Origin of the sequence: Catenuloplanes atrovinosus (genome assembly GCF_031458235.1) — a bacterium.
GTDB lineage: Bacteria > Actinomycetota > Actinomycetes > Mycobacteriales > Micromonosporaceae > Catenuloplanes > Catenuloplanes atrovinosus.
In genome coordinates this window covers 8781847-8799048 of record NZ_JAVDYB010000001.1, presented here as the reverse complement: position 1 = coordinate 8799048, position 17202 = coordinate 8781847, and the positions used below count along the sequence as shown (strand labels likewise).

The 17202-nt window shown below is 74.2% G+C and carries 14 protein-coding genes; 8 read left to right on the top strand and 6 right to left on the bottom strand.

The window, feature by feature from the left end; genetic code table 11:
• Positions 1–18: 18 nt before the first annotated feature.
• Together J2S41_RS39370 and J2S41_RS39365 are read right to left on the bottom strand one after the other, a co-directional pair.
• Entirely contained in the window at positions 19–831 is an 813-nt protein-coding gene (locus J2S41_RS39370) for an alpha/beta hydrolase (protein ID WP_310376062.1), read from the bottom strand.
• 5 nt (positions 832–836) lie between these two features.
• Positions 837–1133: an Rv1322 family protein gene (locus J2S41_RS39365; protein ID WP_310376060.1), complete on the bottom strand. Its 297-nt coding sequence runs from the start codon at positions 1131–1133 to the stop codon at positions 837–839.
• Between the two features lie 36 nt (positions 1134–1169).
• Here J2S41_RS39365 and J2S41_RS39360 point away from each other — a divergent pair, with 36 nt between their 5' ends.
• From J2S41_RS39360 to J2S41_RS39350, 3 genes are all read left to right on the top strand, one after another.
• Complete coding sequence (locus J2S41_RS39360; protein ID WP_445343944.1) at positions 1170–2357, top strand: sensor histidine kinase; 1188 nt, start codon at positions 1170–1172, stop codon at positions 2355–2357.
• Entirely contained in the window at positions 2354–3004 is a 651-nt protein-coding gene (locus tag J2S41_RS39355) for a response regulator (RefSeq protein ID WP_310376056.1), read from the top strand. Before J2S41_RS39360 ends, J2S41_RS39355 begins: the two co-directional genes overlap by 4 nt.
• 75 nt (positions 3005–3079) lie before the next feature.
• Entirely contained in the window at positions 3080–5230 is a 2151-nt protein-coding gene (locus tag J2S41_RS39350) for an ABC transporter permease (RefSeq protein WP_310376054.1), read from the top strand.
• Positions 5231–5277: 47 nt separating this feature from the next.
• Here J2S41_RS39350 and J2S41_RS39345 read toward each other — a convergent pair whose 3' ends face one another.
• From J2S41_RS39345 to J2S41_RS39335, 3 genes are read right to left on the bottom strand one after another with little or no spacing between them, the layout of a single operon-like run.
• The gene (locus tag J2S41_RS39345; RefSeq protein WP_310376052.1) at positions 5278–6000 is read right to left on the bottom strand and encodes a Clp protease N-terminal domain-containing protein; all 723 of its coding nucleotides are present in this window, start codon (positions 5998–6000) and stop codon (positions 5278–5280) included.
• A gap of 38 nt (positions 6001–6038) precedes the next feature.
• Complete coding sequence (locus J2S41_RS39340; RefSeq protein ID WP_374728234.1) at positions 6039–7709, bottom strand: 3-hydroxyacyl-CoA dehydrogenase family protein; 1671 nt, start codon at positions 7707–7709, stop codon at positions 6039–6041.
• Positions 7710–8831, bottom strand: coding sequence for a glycosyltransferase family 4 protein (locus J2S41_RS39335; RefSeq protein WP_310376048.1), 1122 nt, complete (start codon positions 8829–8831; stop codon positions 7710–7712). It lies immediately after the preceding gene.
• A gap of 108 nt (positions 8832–8939) precedes the next feature.
• Here J2S41_RS39335 and J2S41_RS39330 point away from each other — a divergent pair, with 108 nt between their 5' ends.
• Both J2S41_RS39330 and J2S41_RS39325 read left to right on the top strand, forming a co-directional pair.
• Positions 8940–9632, top strand: coding sequence for an SDR family NAD(P)-dependent oxidoreductase (locus J2S41_RS39330; RefSeq protein WP_310376046.1), 693 nt, complete (start codon positions 8940–8942; stop codon positions 9630–9632).
• 22 nt (positions 9633–9654) lie between these two features.
• Positions 9655–11148 (top strand): aldehyde dehydrogenase family protein, encoded by a 1494-nt coding sequence (locus J2S41_RS39325; protein ID WP_310376044.1) that lies wholly within the window; start codon positions 9655–9657, stop codon positions 11146–11148.
• A gap of 1173 nt (positions 11149–12321) precedes the next feature.
• Here J2S41_RS39325 and nucS read toward each other — a convergent pair.
• Positions 12322–12981: an endonuclease NucS gene (gene nucS / locus J2S41_RS39320; protein ID WP_310376043.1), complete on the bottom strand. Its 660-nt coding sequence runs from the start codon at positions 12979–12981 to the stop codon at positions 12322–12324.
• A gap of 54 nt (positions 12982–13035) precedes the next feature.
• Here nucS and J2S41_RS39315 point away from each other — a divergent pair, with 54 nt between their 5' ends.
• From J2S41_RS39315 to J2S41_RS39305, 3 genes are all read left to right on the top strand, one after another.
• Positions 13036–13653 carry a DUF4126 domain-containing protein gene (locus tag J2S41_RS39315; RefSeq protein WP_310376041.1) on the top strand — a complete coding sequence of 206 codons (618 nt, stop codon included), beginning with the start codon at positions 13036–13038 and terminating at the stop codon, positions 13651–13653.
• Positions 13654–13722: 69 nt separating this feature from the next.
• Entirely contained in the window at positions 13723–16362 is a 2640-nt protein-coding gene (locus J2S41_RS39310) for an FtsK/SpoIIIE domain-containing protein (RefSeq protein ID WP_374728312.1), read from the top strand.
• Positions 16359–17069, top strand: a complete 711-nt coding sequence (locus J2S41_RS39305) for a hypothetical protein (RefSeq protein ID WP_310376037.1) — start codon at positions 16359–16361, stop codon at positions 17067–17069. Before J2S41_RS39310 ends, J2S41_RS39305 begins: the two co-directional genes overlap by 4 nt.
• The last annotated feature ends 133 nt before the right edge of the window (positions 17070–17202 follow it).

Sequence of the window (17202 nt, the reverse complement as noted above, 5' to 3'; positions counted from 1 at the left end):
CGCACGAAGCGGCGGAGCTCAGGCCTTCCGCTGCGAGGGCCCCGTGACGGGGACGTCGGAGAAGGCAGCGACCGTGCGGTCCGCGTAGGCGCTGGAGTCGCCGAATTCCATGGGGCCGTCCCACTCGGTCGGCAGCGGCACCGGCACGCCGGGGGCGACGCGGGTGACCACCGCGTCCAGGACCGTTTCGGCGTCGCCGACCCAGAGGTGTTTCGCGCCGGGGATGCCGATCACCTCGGCCTGGGGGATGGGGGCGAAGCGGGTGGTGGCCTCGGCGGGGCGGAGGTAGTCGTCGAACTCGGGGATCAGGGCGGTCAGCGGCTTGCCGGTCTCGGCCCAGATGGTCAGGTCCTCGGGCTGAGAGAAGCGCAGCGGCGGGGACAGCAGGATCGCGCCGGTCACCGACGGGTCGCAGCCGAACTTGAGCGTCAGGTCGGTGCCGAACGACCAGCCGAGCAGCCACACGTTCGGCAGTTCCTCGAACTCCGCGTACTCGATGGCGGCGGCCACGTCGAAGCGTTCGCCGCGGGCGTTGTCGAACGCGCCCTCGCTGGTGCCGCGCGTGCTGGTGGTGCCGCGCGTGTTGAAGCGCAGCACCGCGATGCCGGCCAGCGCGGGCAGCCGCCACGCGGCCTTGCGGAACACGTGACTGTCCATCATGCCGCCGTGGGTGGGCAGCGGATGCAGGCAGATCAGCGTCGCGCGAGGGTCGGTGTCCAGCGGCCGGGCCAACTCGCCGACCAGGGTGAGGCCGTCGGCGGTGTGCAGCTCGATGTCCTCCCGGCGGGCCGGCAGGATCGAGTTCGCGCGGATCGGGGCCATGACGAGCATCCTCTCTAGCGGCCGGACGGGTGTCGCCGGTCGCGCGCCTTCCAGCAGCCGCTGTGCCAGTGCCGGCGGTCGGTGAGGTCGCCGCGCCCGTCGGCCGGCCACGCCACGATGTGCGCCACGCCGGGCGGGATCGTCTGCTGGCAGCCGGGGCAGCGGTAGACCTTGACCGCGTTGCCCGCGGCCACGCCCCGCACCAGCCACTCGCCGTCGCTCCAGGCCTGCACGGTCTGCACACCCTGGCGAGCGCGGTCCCGGTCGACCGGACCGCCCTCATCGCGGCGGTTGTTGCGGCGCGGGCTCACGGGATCAAGGGTACGGCCGGCACGTACGCTCGGATCGTGCACCGGGTCTACGCGTGGCTTCGGCGACATCCCGTGGTCATGACCGCGCTCGTGGCCGTGCCGCTGGGGCTGTCCTCGATCCCGTTCGCGCTGGCCGCCGACGGTGTCGCGGGCGTGCTGATCTGGCCGGTGACGGTGGCGCTGGTGCTCGCCATGCCGCTGCGGCACCGCCGGCCCGGTACGGCGTACCTGGTGGTCCTGGCCGCCGGGCTGACGCTGGTCGCGGTGTCCGAGACCGTGGTGTTCCTGCCGGTCTACCTGGCGATGCCGATGGTGCTCTACTCGGTGGCCGCGCAGGGGCCGGGCTGGGCGCGCCGGTCCGGCCTGTTCTGGGTGGTCGCCGCGCCCACGCTGGTGCTGGCGCGGCTGGTCACGACGCCGGGCACGGTGGTCGGCCCGACGCCCGGCGCGGTGCTGGTGCTCTGGTCGGTGTACGCGGCGCCGCTCGCGATCGGCTGGATCTGGGGCGACGCCACGCGCAGCCGCCGGCGGTGGTACCAGCAGCTCGCGGAGCGCGCGGACCGGCTGGAGCGGGAGCGGCGCGCGCTGGACCGGGCCGCGGTCGCGGAGGAACGGGCGCGCATCGCGCGCGAGCTGCACGACGTGGTCGCGCACCACGTGTCGGTGATCGTGGTGCAGGCGGACGGCGCCCGGTACGCGCTGTCCACCGAGCCGGAGCTGGCACGCGAGGCGCTGGACACGATCTCGGCGACCGGGCGGGAGGCGCTCACCGAGTTGCGCGGGCTGCTCGGCGTGCTCCGCGGCGACGGCGGCAGTGGCCCGGCGCCGCAGCCGGGCGTGGCCGGCATTCCGGCGCTGGTCGCGGACTCCGCCGTGCCGGCCGCGCTGAGCGTCGCCGGCCGGGAGCGGCCGGTCCCGGGGAGCCTGGGCCTGACCGCGTACCGCGTGGTGCAGGAGGCGCTGACCAACGCGCTCAAGCACGGCGGCCCGGGCGTCACCGCGGAGGTACGGCTGGCCTGGCGCCGATCCTCGCTGGTCATCGACGTGACGGACACCGGCGGCGGTCCACCTGCGGCGGGCGGGAGCGGGCACGGGATCATCGGGATGCGGGAGCGCGTCGCCGCGGCCGGCGGCCGGCTGGAGACCGGTCCGCGGCCGGAGCGCGGTTTCCGGGTTCACGCGGAGCTGCCGCTGCGGGGCATCGAGCACGAGGAGAGCGCATGATCCGGGTCCTGCTGGCGGACGATCAGCGGCTGGTCCGCACCGGCTTCCGCATGCTGCTGCAGACGCAGCCGGACCTGACCGTGGTGGCCGAGGCGGGCGACGGCGACGAGGCGATCGAGGCGGTACGCGCGCACCGGGTCGACGTGGTGCTGATGGACGTGCGGATGCCCACGGTGGACGGTGTGACCGCGTGCCGCCGGATTCGCGCGCTGCCGGACCCGCCGCGCGTGCTGGTGCTGACCACGTTCGACCTGGACGAGTACGCGTTCGCCGCGATCCGGGCCGGCGCCTCCGGCTTCCTGCTCAAGGACGCGCCGCCGGAGGATCTGCTGGCCGCGATCCGGGTGGTGCACTCCGGCGACGCGGTGGTGGCGCCGTCGACCACGCGGCGGCTGCTGGAGCGGTTCGCGCCGTACCTGCCGGACGGCGAGCGGGCCACGGCCGGCCCGGCCGGCGCGCTGACCGAGCGGGAGCACGAGGTGCTGCTGCTGGTGGCGCGCGGCCGGTCGAACGCGGAGATCGCCGGGGAGCTGTTCGTCGCGGAGACCACGGTGAAGTCGCACATCAGCCGCATCCTGACCAAGCTGGGGCTGCGTGACCGGGTGCAGATCGTGGTGTACGCGTACCAGCACGGGCTGGCCCGCTGATTGTGTACCTGAGGAGGATGCGGCCTCGACCTCGGGCAGACGACCGCGCGGCGCCGCGTCCATAGCGTCGACCGGGTGCGAAACGTACTCCTCTCCGGGCTGCGGGCCCGCCGGACCCGGCTGCTGCTGACCGCCCTCGCCGTCGCGCTGGGGGTGGCCTTCGTGACCGGCACCCTGATCCTGACCGACACGATGACCGCGAGCCTCTATCAGGGCGCCGCCCGGGACGCGGAGCCGGTCGCGGCCCGCGCGGCCGGCGGCCGGTTCACCGACGCGGACGTAACCCGGGTGGCCGCGCTGCCCGGCGTGGCGGACGCGGCCGGCGAGGCCGCCGCCGAGGCGCCGGTGCTGGGCCCGGACGGCCGGGTGGTCGCGGTGCTCGGCGCCACGAACACCGTGATCCGCGCGCTGCCGGACCGGCCCGCGCTCGCCGCGCTGCGGCTGACGTCCGGCGCGTTCCCCGGCCCCGGCGAGGCGCTGGTGGACGCCGCCACCGCGGCGGAGCGCGGCTGGGCGCCCGGCGACTCGCTGGCCGTGGTCGACGACGATCCCCATCCGGTACGGATCAGCGGGCTCGCCGAGGACGTCCCCTACTTCACCGTGTTCCTGCCCATCGGCGACTTCCGGGCCGCCACCGGCGTCACGGACTTCGGCGCCATCCGGGCCGCGGCCGCGGACGGGACCGGGCAGCGCGCGGTCGCGGACGGGATGGCCGGCGCGCTCCCCGGCGCCGAGGTGATCACCGGAATGGAGTACGCGGACCGGCTGGCCGCCGCGAACGTCGGCAGCGTGCGCCTGGCGCGGGCCGGCCTGCTCGGCTTCGCGACGGTGGCGCTGGTGGTGGCCGCGATGGTCATCCACAACACGTTCGCGATCCTGGTCGCGCAGCGGGAACGGGAACTCGCGCTGCTGCGCCTGGCCGGCGCCCGGCGCGGTCAGCTCTTCCGGCTGGTGCTGGCGGAGGCCGCGATCGTCGGCGGGGTGGCGTCCGCGGCCGGGCTGGCCCTCGGCATGCTGGCCGGCCGGCTGGGCACGGCGGGGCTGGAGGCGATCGGCGACGGGCGGCTGACCGCACCGGCGCCGCTGACGCTTCCGACCGCGCTGATCGGCGTGCTGACCGGCGTCGGCGTGACCGTGCTGGCCGCGATCGCACCGGCGCGGAACGCGACCCGGCTCGCCCCGATCGCGGCGCTGCGCCGCCCGGACGCGCCGGTCGAGGCCGCCACCTCGCGCCGCCGCGCGCTGACCGGCACGCTGCTCGCGCTGATCGCGGCCGCGATGGTGGCCGCCGGCGCGCACTACACCGCGGTGCTGCCGGCCGCGGCCGGCGCGCTCCCGGCCATGCTCGCGCTGGTCGCGCTCGGCCCGGTGCTGGTGGTGCCGGCCTGGCGGGTGGCGGTACGCCCGGCCGTGCTGATCTTCGGCTCCGGTGGCCGGCTGGCGGCCGGGTCCGCCGCGCGGCAGCCGCGCCGGGCCGCCGCGACCGCGCTGGCGCTGACCGTCGGGATCACCGTGGTGACCACGTTCCTGGTCGGCGCGCAGTCGCTGGCCACCAGCTCCACGGCGGCGCTGGAGCGGCGGTTCCCGACCGACTTCGTGGTGACCGCGGCGGAGGGCCAGCGGCTCCCGGCGGACCTGCCCGGCCGGCTGTCCGCGCTGTCCGAGGTGGACCGCGTCGAGGAGCGCGCGGGGCTGTGGGTGTTCACCAGGGACGGCGTGGCTGCGGCGGAGGCCCGGCGCGCGGTCGCGTCCGTGACCGACACCGTGCCGCTGGCCGTGGTCACGGACGTGCAGAGCCGGGCCGAGGAGATCGGGCGCACGGTGGACCTGCTGCTCGCGGTGGTCGGCGTGCTGGTGCTGTTCTCCGTCCTGATTTCGGTCGCCGGGATCACCAACACGCTGTCGCTGTCCGTGCTGGAGCGCACGCGCGAGTTCGGGTTGCTCCGGGCGCTCGGCCTGAGCCGGGGTCAGTTGCGGGCCAGCCTGCTGGCCGAGGGGATGACGCTGGCGCTGATCGCGGCCGTGACCGGGGTGGCGCTCGGCATCGCGTTCGGCGTGGCGGGCGTCTACGCGTCGATCCCGCGCACCTGGGTGACGATCTCCGTGCCGTACCTCCGGATCGCCCTGGTGGTGCTCGGCGCCGCCGTGGTGGGCCTGCTCGCGGCCGTGCTCCCGGCCCGGCGCGCGGCGCGGGTGGCGCCGGTCGCCGCGCTGGCCGACGAGTGATCGAGCCGCTTCCACCCGTCTCGATCACCCGTCACGGAATCAGGCCGTCACTTCTTCAGGTTGGAGAGCGCGTCGAGAATCCACGCCTCGGCGCGCCCCTTGTCGATGCCGAGGCCACGCAGCACCTCACCGCCCGCGTCCTCGTGGTCGTCCAGCAGCGCGAGCAGCATGTGCTCGGTGCCGATGTAGTTGTGGCCGAGCCGGAGCGCGTTGCGGGCCAGCAGGTCCAGCAGCTTCTTGGAGCCGGCCGAGAACGGGATGTGCTCCGGGATCTCGTCCACCCGGGGCGGCAGCACGGCCGCGGCCGCGACCTTGACGTCCTCCAGCGTCACGCCCTGGTCCTGGATGGCCAGTGCGGCGAGCGCCTGCGGCTCCTGGAGCAGGCCGAACACCAGGTGCTCGGTGCGCACCTGGTCGTTGCCGGCCGCGCGCGCCGCCGCGACCGTCTCGCGCATCACGACCTGGGCGCGTGGGGTGAACCGGCTGAACCGGCTCTCGTCGACCAGCCCGGCCGGGTCACCGACGAAGCGCTTCTGCACGGCCTGCTTGCTCACGCCCAGGCTGCGGCCGATCTCGGCCCAGCTCGCGCCGGCCCGCCGGGCCTGGTCGACGAAGTGCCCGATCAGGTGGTCGGCGAGGTCACCGAGGTGCTCGCCGACCAGGATCGCGTCGGAGACCCGGGTCAGGTGGTCGCCGTCCGGGTGCTGACTCTTGACGTGCTCGATGAGGTCATCGAGTCGGATGAAGGGTTTCCGGAGTTCATCAGCCATGCGTCAACCATAGGTTGACGCATGGCGAGCGTCAACCATCAGTTGACGGTACGGAACGACCGCCCGGCCGTGACGAGCTGCTCCAGCAGCGGCGCGGGCGCGAGGCCGGGTTCGCGGGACTCCCGGTAGAGCGCGCGCTGGATCTCCAGCGCCACGTCCGGCCCCACCGCGTCCAGCATCGCGAACGGACCGGCCGGATATCCGCAGCCCAGCGTCATGGCGGCGTCGATGTCGTCCACGGTCGAGTAGCGGTCCCCCAGCATGCGCACCGCGTCGTTGAGGTACGGGAACAGCAGCGCGTTCACCACGAACCCGGCCCGGTCCGGGCAGGACACGCCGGTCCCGCCCAGCCGCTCCACCACGCGCCGCGCGGTGGCCAGCACCTCCGGCGCCGTCCGGACGGTGTGCACCACCTCGACCAGCGACACCGCCGGCGCCGGGGGAAGGAAGTGCAGGCCGGCCACGTCCTCCGGTCGGCGCGTAGCCATCGCGATCTCGATGATCGGCAGCGCGGACGTGGTCGTGGCCAGCACCGTGCCCGGCTCGCACACCTCGTCCAGGCCCGCGAACAGCGCCTTCGTGGCCGCGAGGTCGCCGGCCGTGGCGTCCACCACCAGGTCCGTACCGGCCAGGGCGGCGGCCTTCTCCCGCACGTCGGGGCCGGCCGTGACGACGTCGAACCCGGCCCGCGCGAAGGCCTCGGCGAGACCGGCCGCCGCCGCGCCGGACCCGACCACGCCGACCGCGTTGATCTCTCGCGCCGCGACCGGATCCGGTTCCGCGACGGGCCGCTCCGGTACGACCGCCGAGGAGCCCGGCTTCTCGTAGGTGTAGAAGCCGCGGCCGGACTTGCGGCCCAGGAAGCCCGCGGTGACCAGCTGCGCGAGCAGCGGTGCGGGCGCGTGCCGGCGGTCCCGGCCGCCCCGGCGGTACATGGTGTCCAGGATCTCGTACGCGGTGTCCAACCCGATCAGGTCCAGCAGCGCGAGCGGTCCCATCGGCAGCCCGGCGCCCGCGCGCATCGCCAGGTCCAGGTCCTCGCGCGAGACGTGCCCGCTCGCGTACATCGTGATCGCGTGGTTGAGGTAGCCGAACAGCAGCGCGTTCGCGATGAAGCCGGCCCGGTCGCCCACCGTCACGCCGCGCTTGCCGAGCCGCGCGCAGAGCGCCTCCGCGTCCGCGACCACATGGTCCGCGGTGACCACGGTCCGGACCACCTCGACCAGCCTCATGACCGGCGCCGGGTTGAAGAAGTGCAGCCCGAGCACCTGCTGCGGCCGGCGGGTGGCGACCGCGATCTCGGTGACCGAGAGCGAGGACGTGTTGGAGGCGAGGATCGCGGACGGCTTGCAGACCCGGTCCAGCTCGGCGAAGACCGCGCGCTTGAGGTCCAGCCGCTCCGGCACCGCCTCGACCACCAGGTCCGCGTCGTGCAGCGCGTCCAGGCCGACCTCGAACCGCACCCGGCCGAGCAGCGCATCCCGGTCGGCCGGCGCCAGCTTCCCGCGGGTCACGGCGCGGTCCGTGGAGGCGGTCAGGATGTCGCGGCCCCGCTCCAGCGCGGCCTCGCCGACCTCCACCGCGACGACGTCCAGCCCGTTCCGGGAGAAGACCTCCACGATGCCGGCGCCCATCGTGCCGAGCCCGACCACTCCGATCGTCTGCAACTCGCCTCCTGTGTTAACGGACGTTAGGCGCGAGTCTCCCACTCAGGACCGGGCGAGCGTGGCATTAACCGCGTTGACTACGTCACGGCCCGCGCGGTCCCAGGAGAACCGGGACGAGACGTCGCCGGCACGGGCCGCGCACTCCGCGTAGAGGTTGTCGTCCGCCAGCGTCTCCGCGATCAGCTTGGCCAGGTCGGACGGGTCGTCGCCGGTGGCCAGCGCGCCGGTCACGCCGGGCCGGACGATCTCCGGCATGGCGAACGCGTCCCGGCCGATCGCGGGCAGCCCGCGCGCGGCCGCCTCGGCGAACACGATGCCGAACGCCTCCAGCCGGCTCGGCAGCACGAACAGGTCGTGCGTGTCGTAGAGCCCGGCGACCTCGGCCAGCGAGCGCTCACCCAGGAACGTCACGCCGTCCGGGATCTCGCCCTCCATCGGCCACTCGCGCGGGCCCGCCACGGTGAGCGTGATCGCCGGGTCGAACTCGCGGCGCAGGATCGCCAGCGCGGCCACCACCAGGTCACCGCCCTTGCGCTCGAACTCGCGGCCGACGAACAGCAGGCGGCGGCGCGGGCCGGGCCGCTCCGGCAGCGGGCCCTCCACGGACGCGCCGGCCGAGACGCCCGGGTGCACCACGTGCACCTTGTCCGCGGGTACGCCGGTGACCTCGATCAGGTTCCGGGCCAGCCAGTGGCTCATCGCGATCACGCCGGCGGCCCGGTCGTACACCTCCAGCTGCCGTTCCCGCCGCCGGTGCAACTCCCCCGCGGTCAGGTGCTGGAACAACGGGATGCCGGACGTCTCCTGGATGTGCAGCAGCCCGTCGAAGCTCATGTCCTGGAACGTGAAGTACGGCCGGTCGACGATGGCCAGGTCCTGGATCATGACGACCGCGTCCACGCCGGCGGCCTCCGCGCCGTGCTGGATCGCCCGCCGCACGAACGCGTCGGTCAGCCGCGACTGCTTCCAGGTGGTGACCGGGCGGCTGTTGCGCCAGCGCACGTGCATCAGCTTCAGCGCGGTCTGCGCCCGGTGCGGGATGCGCACGCCGACGTCCGGCACCTCCGCGTGGGCGCGCATCGCCGCGCGCAGGTGCCACGGGATGTGGGACCAGGTGGCGATCGGGTTCGGGGCCCACAGACAGGCGAAGCCGATGCGGCTCACCGGACACCTCCATCATCAACTCGACCGAGATTTTCCCCGGCCGCGACCCGCGGGTCCCCGCCGGGTCGTGTTGCCGACACCGCGGTCAGCTGTGGTACGGCTGACAATATGCGGACCGTATTCATCACGGGTGTCTCGCGCGGCCTGGGTGCCGCGCTGTTCGAGCAGGTCATCGCGGCCGGAAACCGGGTCGTCGGGATCGGCCGGAGCTTCACCGGCGCGCAGGACGATCTTGCCTTGCAGGAGCCGGCGCGCGTCGCGCTATGGGGCGCAAATCTGAGCGATCCCTCAACGTTGCCGTCCCCGGAGGCGCTGCGCGAGCTGTTCGCGCCGGACGGCGAGGTGGTGCTGATCCACAACGCCGGCACGGTCACGCCGATCGGGCCGGTGGGCGCGCTGCCGCCGGACGAGCTGGCCGCCTCGATCACGGTGAACCTGACCGCGCCGATGCTGCTCACCAACGCGTTCCTGGCCGCGGCGGCCGGCCGTACCGCTCGGGTCCTGTTCATCTCGTCCGGCGCGGCCGGGCGGGCGATCGAGCACTGGTCCGCCTACTCCGCGGCCAAGCGCGGCGGCGAGTGGTTCATGGAGGTGCTCGCGGCCGAGGCCGCGCACCGGGAGCCGCCGCTGGTCGTCGCGTCCGTCAACCCCGGCGTGATGGACACCGGCATGCAGGCGGCGCTGCGCGCCGAGGACTTCCCGGCGAAGGACCGGTACGTCGGGCTGCACGAACGGGGCGAACTACCGGATCCCGCCTCAGTCGCTGAACGGATCATCCGCGAATACCTTACTTCCGAGTAGTGCTCAGGTTTAGACTCCGGCAATGACGCCCGGGATCACCGTCGTCGACGACGGGACGTTGACGTCCACCAATCCCGCCACCGGCGAGACGGTCGGCACCTTCCCGGTGGCGACGCCCGACGACGTGGCCGCCGCGGTCGCCCGCGCCCGCGAGGCCGGGCACTGGTGGGCCGGCCTCGGCTTCGACGGCCGGCGCGACCGGCTGCGGCGCTGGCGCGCGCTGCTGGCGCAGCGGCTGGAGGAGCTGACCGCGCTGGTCCACCGCGAGACCGGCAAGCCGATGTTCGACGCCACGATCGAGGCGGCCAGCGCGCTGGAGCACATCGACTGGGCGGCCGGCAACGCGCGGCGCGTGCTCGGCCCGCGCCGCGTCCGCAGCCGCGTGCTGGTCGCCGAGCACTCCGCACACCTGGAGTACCGGCCGTACGGTGTGGTGGGCGTGATCGGCCCGTGGAACTATCCCGTGCTCACGCCGCTCGGCTCCATCGCGTACGCGCTCGCCGCCGGCAACGCCGTGGTCTTCAAGCCCAGCGAGTACACGCCCGCGGTCGGCGCCTGGCTGGCCGACACGTTCGCCGAGGTGGCCCCGGAGCACCCGGTCTTCCAGGTGATCCACGGCCTGGGCGACACCGGCGCCGCGCTCTGCCGCGCCGGCGTCGGCAAGCTCGGCTTCACCGGCTCCACCGCCACCGCCCGCAAGGTCATGGCCGCCTGCGCGGAGACGCTCACGCCCGTGCTGATCGAGGCCGGCGGCAAGGACGCCATGATCGTCGACGAGGACGCCGACCTGGACGCCGCCGCCGACGCCGCGCTCTGGGGCGGCATGTCCAACGCCGGCCAGACCTGCATCGGCATCGAACGCGTCTACGCCGTCTCGAAGGTCCACGACGAGTTCGTCGCCCGGCTCGCCGAGCGCGCCCGCCGCCTCACGGTCGGCGCCGACGGCACCCACCTGGGCCCGATCACCATGCCCGCCCAGCTCGACGTCATCCGCCACCACATCGACGACGCCCTGGCCCGCGGCGCTCACGCCGTGGTCGGCGGCCCCGACGCCGTGCAGCCGCCGTACGTGCACCCCACCGTCCTGATCGACGTCCCCGACGACGCCGCCGCGATCCGCGAGGAGACCTTCGGTCCCACGCTCACGGTCACCCGCGTCGCCGACGCCGACGAGGCCCTGACCCGCGCCAACGCGCTCCCGTACGGCCTCGGCGGCGCCGTCTTCGCCCGCCGCCGCGCCATCGCCCTGGCCCGCGGCATGCGCTCCGGCATGACCTCGATCAACTCGGTCTTCACGTTCGCCGGAATGTCCACGCTCCCGTTCGGCGGCGTCGGCGATTCCGGTTTCGGCCGCATCCACGGCGAGGACGGACTGCGCGAATTCGCGGTCGCCAAGGCCATCACCTACCGGCGAATGCCGTCCCCGCTGCCGGTCCTCTCCTTCTTCCGCAAACCGGCACACGAGCGTCTGCTGATCCGCGCGGTCAAGGCCCTCTACGGCCGCGGCAAGCCCTGACGGACCGGCACGCCTTCCTTCTGCACCGACCGACGTCCGGCCATGGCCGCTCTGCCGCAAGCGGCGCCCTCGCCGTCTCGGCGGCGGTCGTAGCGTGCCGCGCCACACAGCACCACGCTGGCGGTCGGCCGGGATCTGCCGGGCGCTCCGCGCCCGAAATTTCGGCTTATTGGGTGCTTTCGCCGGGTGGCTGGGTTCAGGGCGCCCTCCGGGGGGCCTCGGGCTCCGGGGAATGGGCGTGGCTTTGCCGGTCGTGGCGGGGGTCGTCGGCCCGGCTGTTTTTTCGTGGGTGGATCGGTTGCGTCTGGTGTGCCTGGCTGCGGTATGTGCTGGCGCACGAGAACATAAGCGCCGTGGCGGGCAGCCTGCCGTTATTCGGGCGGCCTGACGGCCGCATCGGCGCCGCTTGTCGGGGCGGCGAAATGACGTTCGCTCCGGTGATCGGCCGGTCCACGGGTGTCGGCAGCGGCTTCGCGGGCGCCGACTGTGACTCGTGTTGCCCGGGTCGATGGTCGCGCGCCAAATGCGGTCACCGCTGCTCGAGCCGACGACCGCGAGTCGGCTCCGGCGGTCGCGGGCCGACTGTGGTAGACCCGCACGAGCCGGCGGGTCGCGAGCCAGCCTTGGCTACGCCTGCCCGAACTGGCCATCGCTGGCCAACAGCAGCCTCCCTGCCCGAAATTTCGGCATATCGCCGACCATGGGGCGTGCTCCGGCTCAGGTATGCGATCCGGCAGGCCGGTGATCTTGGCTTGGGATCTGCTGGTCGCCGACTTTGTGAGCCTCAGGCACCTTATTCGCGCGGAATTACGTGCCTGAGGCTCACAAAGTCACAGTGGACCACCGGCGCGACCCGCAATATGACGAAATTTCGGGCGCGGAGCGCCCGACCCGCACACCGCGACTCGCAAGCCCCGACCGGAAAGCCTCGACTCGAAACCCTCGGCCGAAGCCGACGCCCGACCCCCGGCCCAACCAGGCACACGCCAGAATCCGGCCCGATCACGCACGCGCCAGAACCCGGCCGAGTCAGGCACGCGCCAGAACCCGGCCGAGTCAGGCACGCGCCAGAACCCAGCCCGACCAGGCACGCGCCAGAACCCAGCCAACCAGGCACGCGCCAGAACCCAGCCAACCAGGCACGCGCCAGAACCCGGCCCAGCCACGCACGCGTCAGAACAGTGTGAGTTCGTCGCGCTCGATGCCGCGGAGTTTGTCGTAGTCGACCACCACGCAACGGATTCCGCGGTCCTCGGCCAGCACCCGCGCCTGCGGCTTGATCTCCTGCGCCGCGAATATGCCGCTCACCGGGGCCAGCAGCGGATCGCGGTTCATGAGTTCGAGGTAGCGCGTCAGCTGCTCCACACCGTCGATCTCGCCGCGCCGCTTCACCTCGACCGCGACCGAGCGGCCGGAGGCGTCCTTGCAGAGCAGGTCGACCGGGCCGATGGCGGTCATGAACTCGCGGCGGACCAGGGTGAAGCCGTCGCCGAAGGTGGTGGGGTTGGCGGCCAGCAGCTCCTGGAGGTGGGCCTCCACACCGTCTTTCACCAGGCCCGGGTCCACTCCCAGGTCGTACGACGTGTCCTGGAAGATCTCCTCCAGTGTGATGCGGAGCTCCTCGCCGGCCTTGTTGACCACGCGCCAGACGCCGTCCGCCTCCTGGAGTTTGCACGGGGGGCTCATCCAGTTGAGCGGCTTGTAGGCGCGGTCGTCGGCGTGGATCGAGACTGATCCGTCCGCTTTGACCATGAGCAGCCGGGTCGCCGGCGGCAGGTGGGCCGAGAGTCGTCCGACGTAGTCCACCGAGCATCGCGCAATCACCAAACGCACCCGAGCAGGGTAGCGGAACCGGCGGGAGTGGCGTGCGGGTGCGATGCTGTCTATGTGCTGGAAGTTCTGACTGGTATCGGTCTGGCCGCATCTGCCGGGCTCAACGCGTACGTCCCGATGCTGGCGATGGGGCTGCTGGCGCGGTACACCGAGGTGATCGCGCTGCCGAGCGGCTGGCAGTGGCTCTCGAACGGGTGGGTGATCGCCATCCTGTCCGTGCTGCTGGCGATCGAGGTGGTCGCGGACAAGGTGCCGGTGGTCGATCACGTCAACGACCTGGTGCAGACCGTGGTACGGCCGACCGCGGGCGGGCTGGTGTTCGGCGCGGGTGCGGGGTCCGAGACCGTGACCGTGACCGATCCGGCGAACTTCTTCGAGTCGAACCAGTGGGTGCCGATCGTGGCCGGCGTGGTCATCGCGCTCGGCGTGCACACGCTGAAGGCGACCGCGCGCCCGGTGATCAACACGGCGACCGCGGGCTTCGGCGCGCCGGTGGCGAGCACGGCGGAGGACGCCGCCAGCGTGGTCATGTCCGTGGTGGCCATTCTGCTGCCGGTGTTCGTGCTGGTCTTCGCGGTGGCGCTGATCGGGCTGGCGGTCTGGGTGTTCCGCCGCCGGACCGCCCGGCGGGCGGAGCGGCAGGCCGCGCGGGCGGCCGGATTCAACGTGTGACACGGCACCGTTGAGGCCGGGCATATCCCCCTGAATCGGTAATATCGGCGGGTGCGCGCCCGAGTGTCCATGCTGGTCGCGGCCCGCCAGGACGTGGCCGCCGCGCGCGGACTGGTGCGCGCGGCCCACGCGGCGGCCGAGGAGAGCAGGATCGAGACCCGCCGCCGGTACGAGGTGATCCGCGGCGCGCACGACACCTGCCTGGCGGCGCTCACCGACGCGCACGAGACCGCCCGGGACGAGATCTACGACGTGTTCCACCGCGAGGTCGTGGCGCGCACCGGCCTGCTCGGCCGGCTCGCGTCCACCTGCGCCCCGGGCCCGTCCGGCGCGCCCTGGCCCGCGTGGCGGCCGGCCGCCACCGCCCGCGCCGGCCTGCTGCGGATCGGCACCATCGCGGTGGACGAGGACGCGCCGGTGGTGCCGGCGCTGATCCCGCTGCTCGACCGCGCGCACCTGGAGATCACCCGCGACCGGGACGACGGCGTGGGCCGGCACCGTGGTCCGTCCACGGCGGACGGCCTGGTCGCCGGCCTGCTGCTGCGCGCGCTCGGCGGCGCGCCCGCCGGTGACCTGCGGCTCTGGGTCTACGATCCGGACCGGCTGGGCGGCAGCCTGGCCGCGTTCGCGCCGCTGGCCGCGGCCGGCGTGCTCACGTTCGTCGGGCCGGGCGGGCTGACCGCGATGCTGGACGAACTGGTCGAGCACGTCCGGCGGATCAACGAGACCGTGCTGGCCGGCCGGTACGCCACGCTGGCCGAGCGGCCCGGCCGGCGCCCGGAGCCGTGGCGGGTGGCGGTGCTGCTCGGCGACGCGGTGGAGCCGGCCCCGCCGCAGCGCGCGCAGTTGGACCGCCTGGTCCGTACCGGCGTCGCCTGCGGCGTGCACCTGATCGCGCGTGACCTGCCGCTGGCCGAGCACCCGGACGTGGAGCGCCTGCACCTGACCGGACGGGAGGCCTTCTGCGACACGGCCGGCGTGCTGCCGGTGCGGCTGGACCCGCCGCCGCCCGCGGAGCAGACCGCGGCCGTGTGCCGGGAACTGGCCGCGTCGGTGACCGCGGAGCCGCCGCCCGCGCGCCTGACCGACCTGGTCCCGGCGCGGTTCTGGCAGGAGAGCTCGGCCGCCGCGCTGACCGCGCCGCTGGGCGTGGGCCCGGACGGCGCGCCGATCGAGGTCACGCTGGGCGACGATCCGCCGCACGCGCTGATCGGCGGCCCGTCCGGGTCCGGCAAGACGAACCTGATCTACGCCTGGCTGGGCGCGCTGACCACCCGCTACTCCCCCGCCGAGCTGGCGCTCTACCTGCTGGATTTCAAGGAGGGGGTGTCGTTCGCCCGGTTCGCGCCGAGCCCGCGCGATCCGAGCTGGCTGCCGCACGTGCGCCTGGCCGGGGTGAACGTCAACGACGACCGGGAGTTCGGCCTGGCGCTGCTGCGGCACCTGGCCGAGGAGTCGCGGGCCCGGGCGCGGGCCGCGAAGCGGTACGAGGCGGGCAAGCTCGCGGAGCTGCGCGCGGAGGACCCGGACGGCCACTGGCCCCGGATCGTGGCGGTGATCGACGAGTTCCAGGTGCTGCTCGGCGCGCGGGACGCGGTGACCACGGAGGCCGCGGCGCTGCTGGAGGACCTGGCCCGGCGCGGCCGATCGCAGGGCATCCACCTGGTCCTTGCCAGCCAGGACGTCTCCGGCATCGAGGCGCTGTGGGGGCGGCCCGGCCTGGTCGCGCAGTTCACGCTGCGGATCGCGCTGCCCAAGGCGCGGCGCGTGCTGGCCGAGACGAACCTCGCCGCGGACGTGATCCCGCGCCACCACGCGGTGATCAACGCGGATTCGGGCACGCCGTCGGCGAACCGGATCGCGCGGCTGCCGGACGCCGGCGACCGCCGCGCGTGGCAGGCGTTGCAGGAACGGCTCTGGCACGCGCGGGCGGCGGGGTCACCGCCGCCGCGCCTCTTCGACGGCGACGCGGTACCCACGTTCCCGGACGCGCCGCCGGAGCACGGCGCGGTGCTGGGCGAGCTGATCGACGTGCGAGCCCGGCCGGCGCTGATGCGGATGGACCGCGCGCCCGGCCGCAACCTCGCGGTGCTGGGCACGCGTGGCGAGGAGGCGGCCGCGGTGCTGACCTCGGCCGCGCGGTCGCTGGCCGCGTCGTGGCCGGGCGCGCGGTTCAGCGTGGCCTGCCCCGATGCGTCGCTGGCGCCGCTGATCGCGCCGCTGCGGGCCGCGCTGCCGGCCGCGGCGTTCCACGTCGGAGCCGCCGTGCCGGACCTGCTCGCGGCCGTGGCCGAGGATCTCTCCGGGCCGCACGTCCTGTTCGGTCTCGCGCTCGACGCGGTCGTTCCGTCGGCCGGTACGCACCCCCGCCGCGGCCCGATCCCGCCGCTCTCCGCGATGCCCGCGCCCGGCGGCGGCGACCCGCTGCGCACGATCCTGGAGCGGGGCCCGGAGCGGCAGGTGCACGTGCTGGGCTGGTGGCGCTCGGTGGCCCGGCTGCGGGACGCGCTCGGCGGGCTCGCGGCCCGGTTCGACGCGATCGGCGCCTGGGTGGCGCTGGACGTGCACGGCGCGGACCTGGCGCCGCTGACCCCGTCCCCGGGCGGACCGGCCTGGTTCCCCCGCCCCGGGCGCGCGCTCTGCTTCGACCGCGCCACGGACCGCCTGCCCCGCGTGATCGTCCCGTACGCGGTGGGAGCCGGCTCGTGAACGCGGACGAGTATCGGCGGCAGCTCGCCGCGCTGGCCGAGGCGACCGCGCGGCGGGACGCCGACCTGCTCGCCACCGAGCGCGCCTACCACGACGGCGCCGCCACCGCGACCGCGGAGCTGGTGCGCGCGGAGGCGATGGCCGGTGCCGCGGAGCGCCGCGCCGACGCGCTCGCGGTCTCGGTCGCCGAGGTCGACCGCGAGGCGGCCCGGATCTGGGCCGCGCTGCGCGCGATGCACCGGCGGCGGCCGGGCTGGGCGTCCCGGGTCGGCGATCCGCCCGAGCCGCTGCTGCCGCAGAGCCCGGACCTCGGCTATCCGGATCAGGTGGACCCGGAGGCGCGGGCGCGGGCACTGCTGGACCGCGCGGTACGGCGGGTCCACGCGGCCCGGCGCGGCGCGCCCCGGCCGTCGCCGCCACGCCGCGTGCTGCCACTGCTGCCGGTGCTCGGCGCCGCCGCGGCCGCGTTCACCGCGCTGTTCGCGGCCGGGCTGGTCACCCTGGGCGGCGGCTACACCACCGCGCAACTGGTGTTGCGGGTGGCCGGCTGGTCCGCGTTCTTCGTGGCGCCGTTCACCGGGCTGCCGGTGGCGTCCGCGCTGCTGGACCGCATGTTCGGCAGCCGCCTGGACATCGGCGCGGTCGGCCTGCTGGTGCTGGGCGGCATGGCCTCCGCCTCCGGCATCTCGATGGCGCTGTCCCACTGACCACTCCGGACGCCGGACAGTGCGCAGGTTGTCCTGCCCGGCCTCCGCGGCACTCAGTGACCGCGCCTCGCTTGGCCGTAGTCTAAGTTACCGTTCAGTAAAACGGCCGGTGACGCGTCACACAGGACGGGGC

Bases quoted from the DNA above. Each gene is read 5' to 3' on its own strand.
- J2S41_RS39310 (WP_374728312.1), top strand. From the start codon at position 13,723: ATGCTGGTCGCGGCCCGCCAGGACGTGGCCGCCGCGCGCGGACTGGTG.
- J2S41_RS39330 (WP_310376046.1), top strand. From the start codon at position 8,940: ATGCGGACCGTATTCATCACGGGTGTCTCGCGCGGCCTGGGTGCCGCG.
- J2S41_RS39325 (WP_310376044.1), top strand. From the start codon at position 9,655: ATGACGCCCGGGATCACCGTCGTCGACGACGGGACGTTGACGTCCACC.
- J2S41_RS39370 (WP_310376062.1), bottom strand. From the start codon at position 831: ATGCTCGTCATGGCCCCGATCCGCGCGAACTCGATCCTGCCGGCCCGC.
- J2S41_RS39345 (WP_310376052.1), bottom strand. From the start codon at position 6,000: ATGGCTGATGAACTCCGGAAACCCTTCATCCGACTCGATGACCTCATC.
- J2S41_RS39355 (WP_310376056.1), top strand. From the start codon at position 2,354: ATGATCCGGGTCCTGCTGGCGGACGATCAGCGGCTGGTCCGCACCGGC.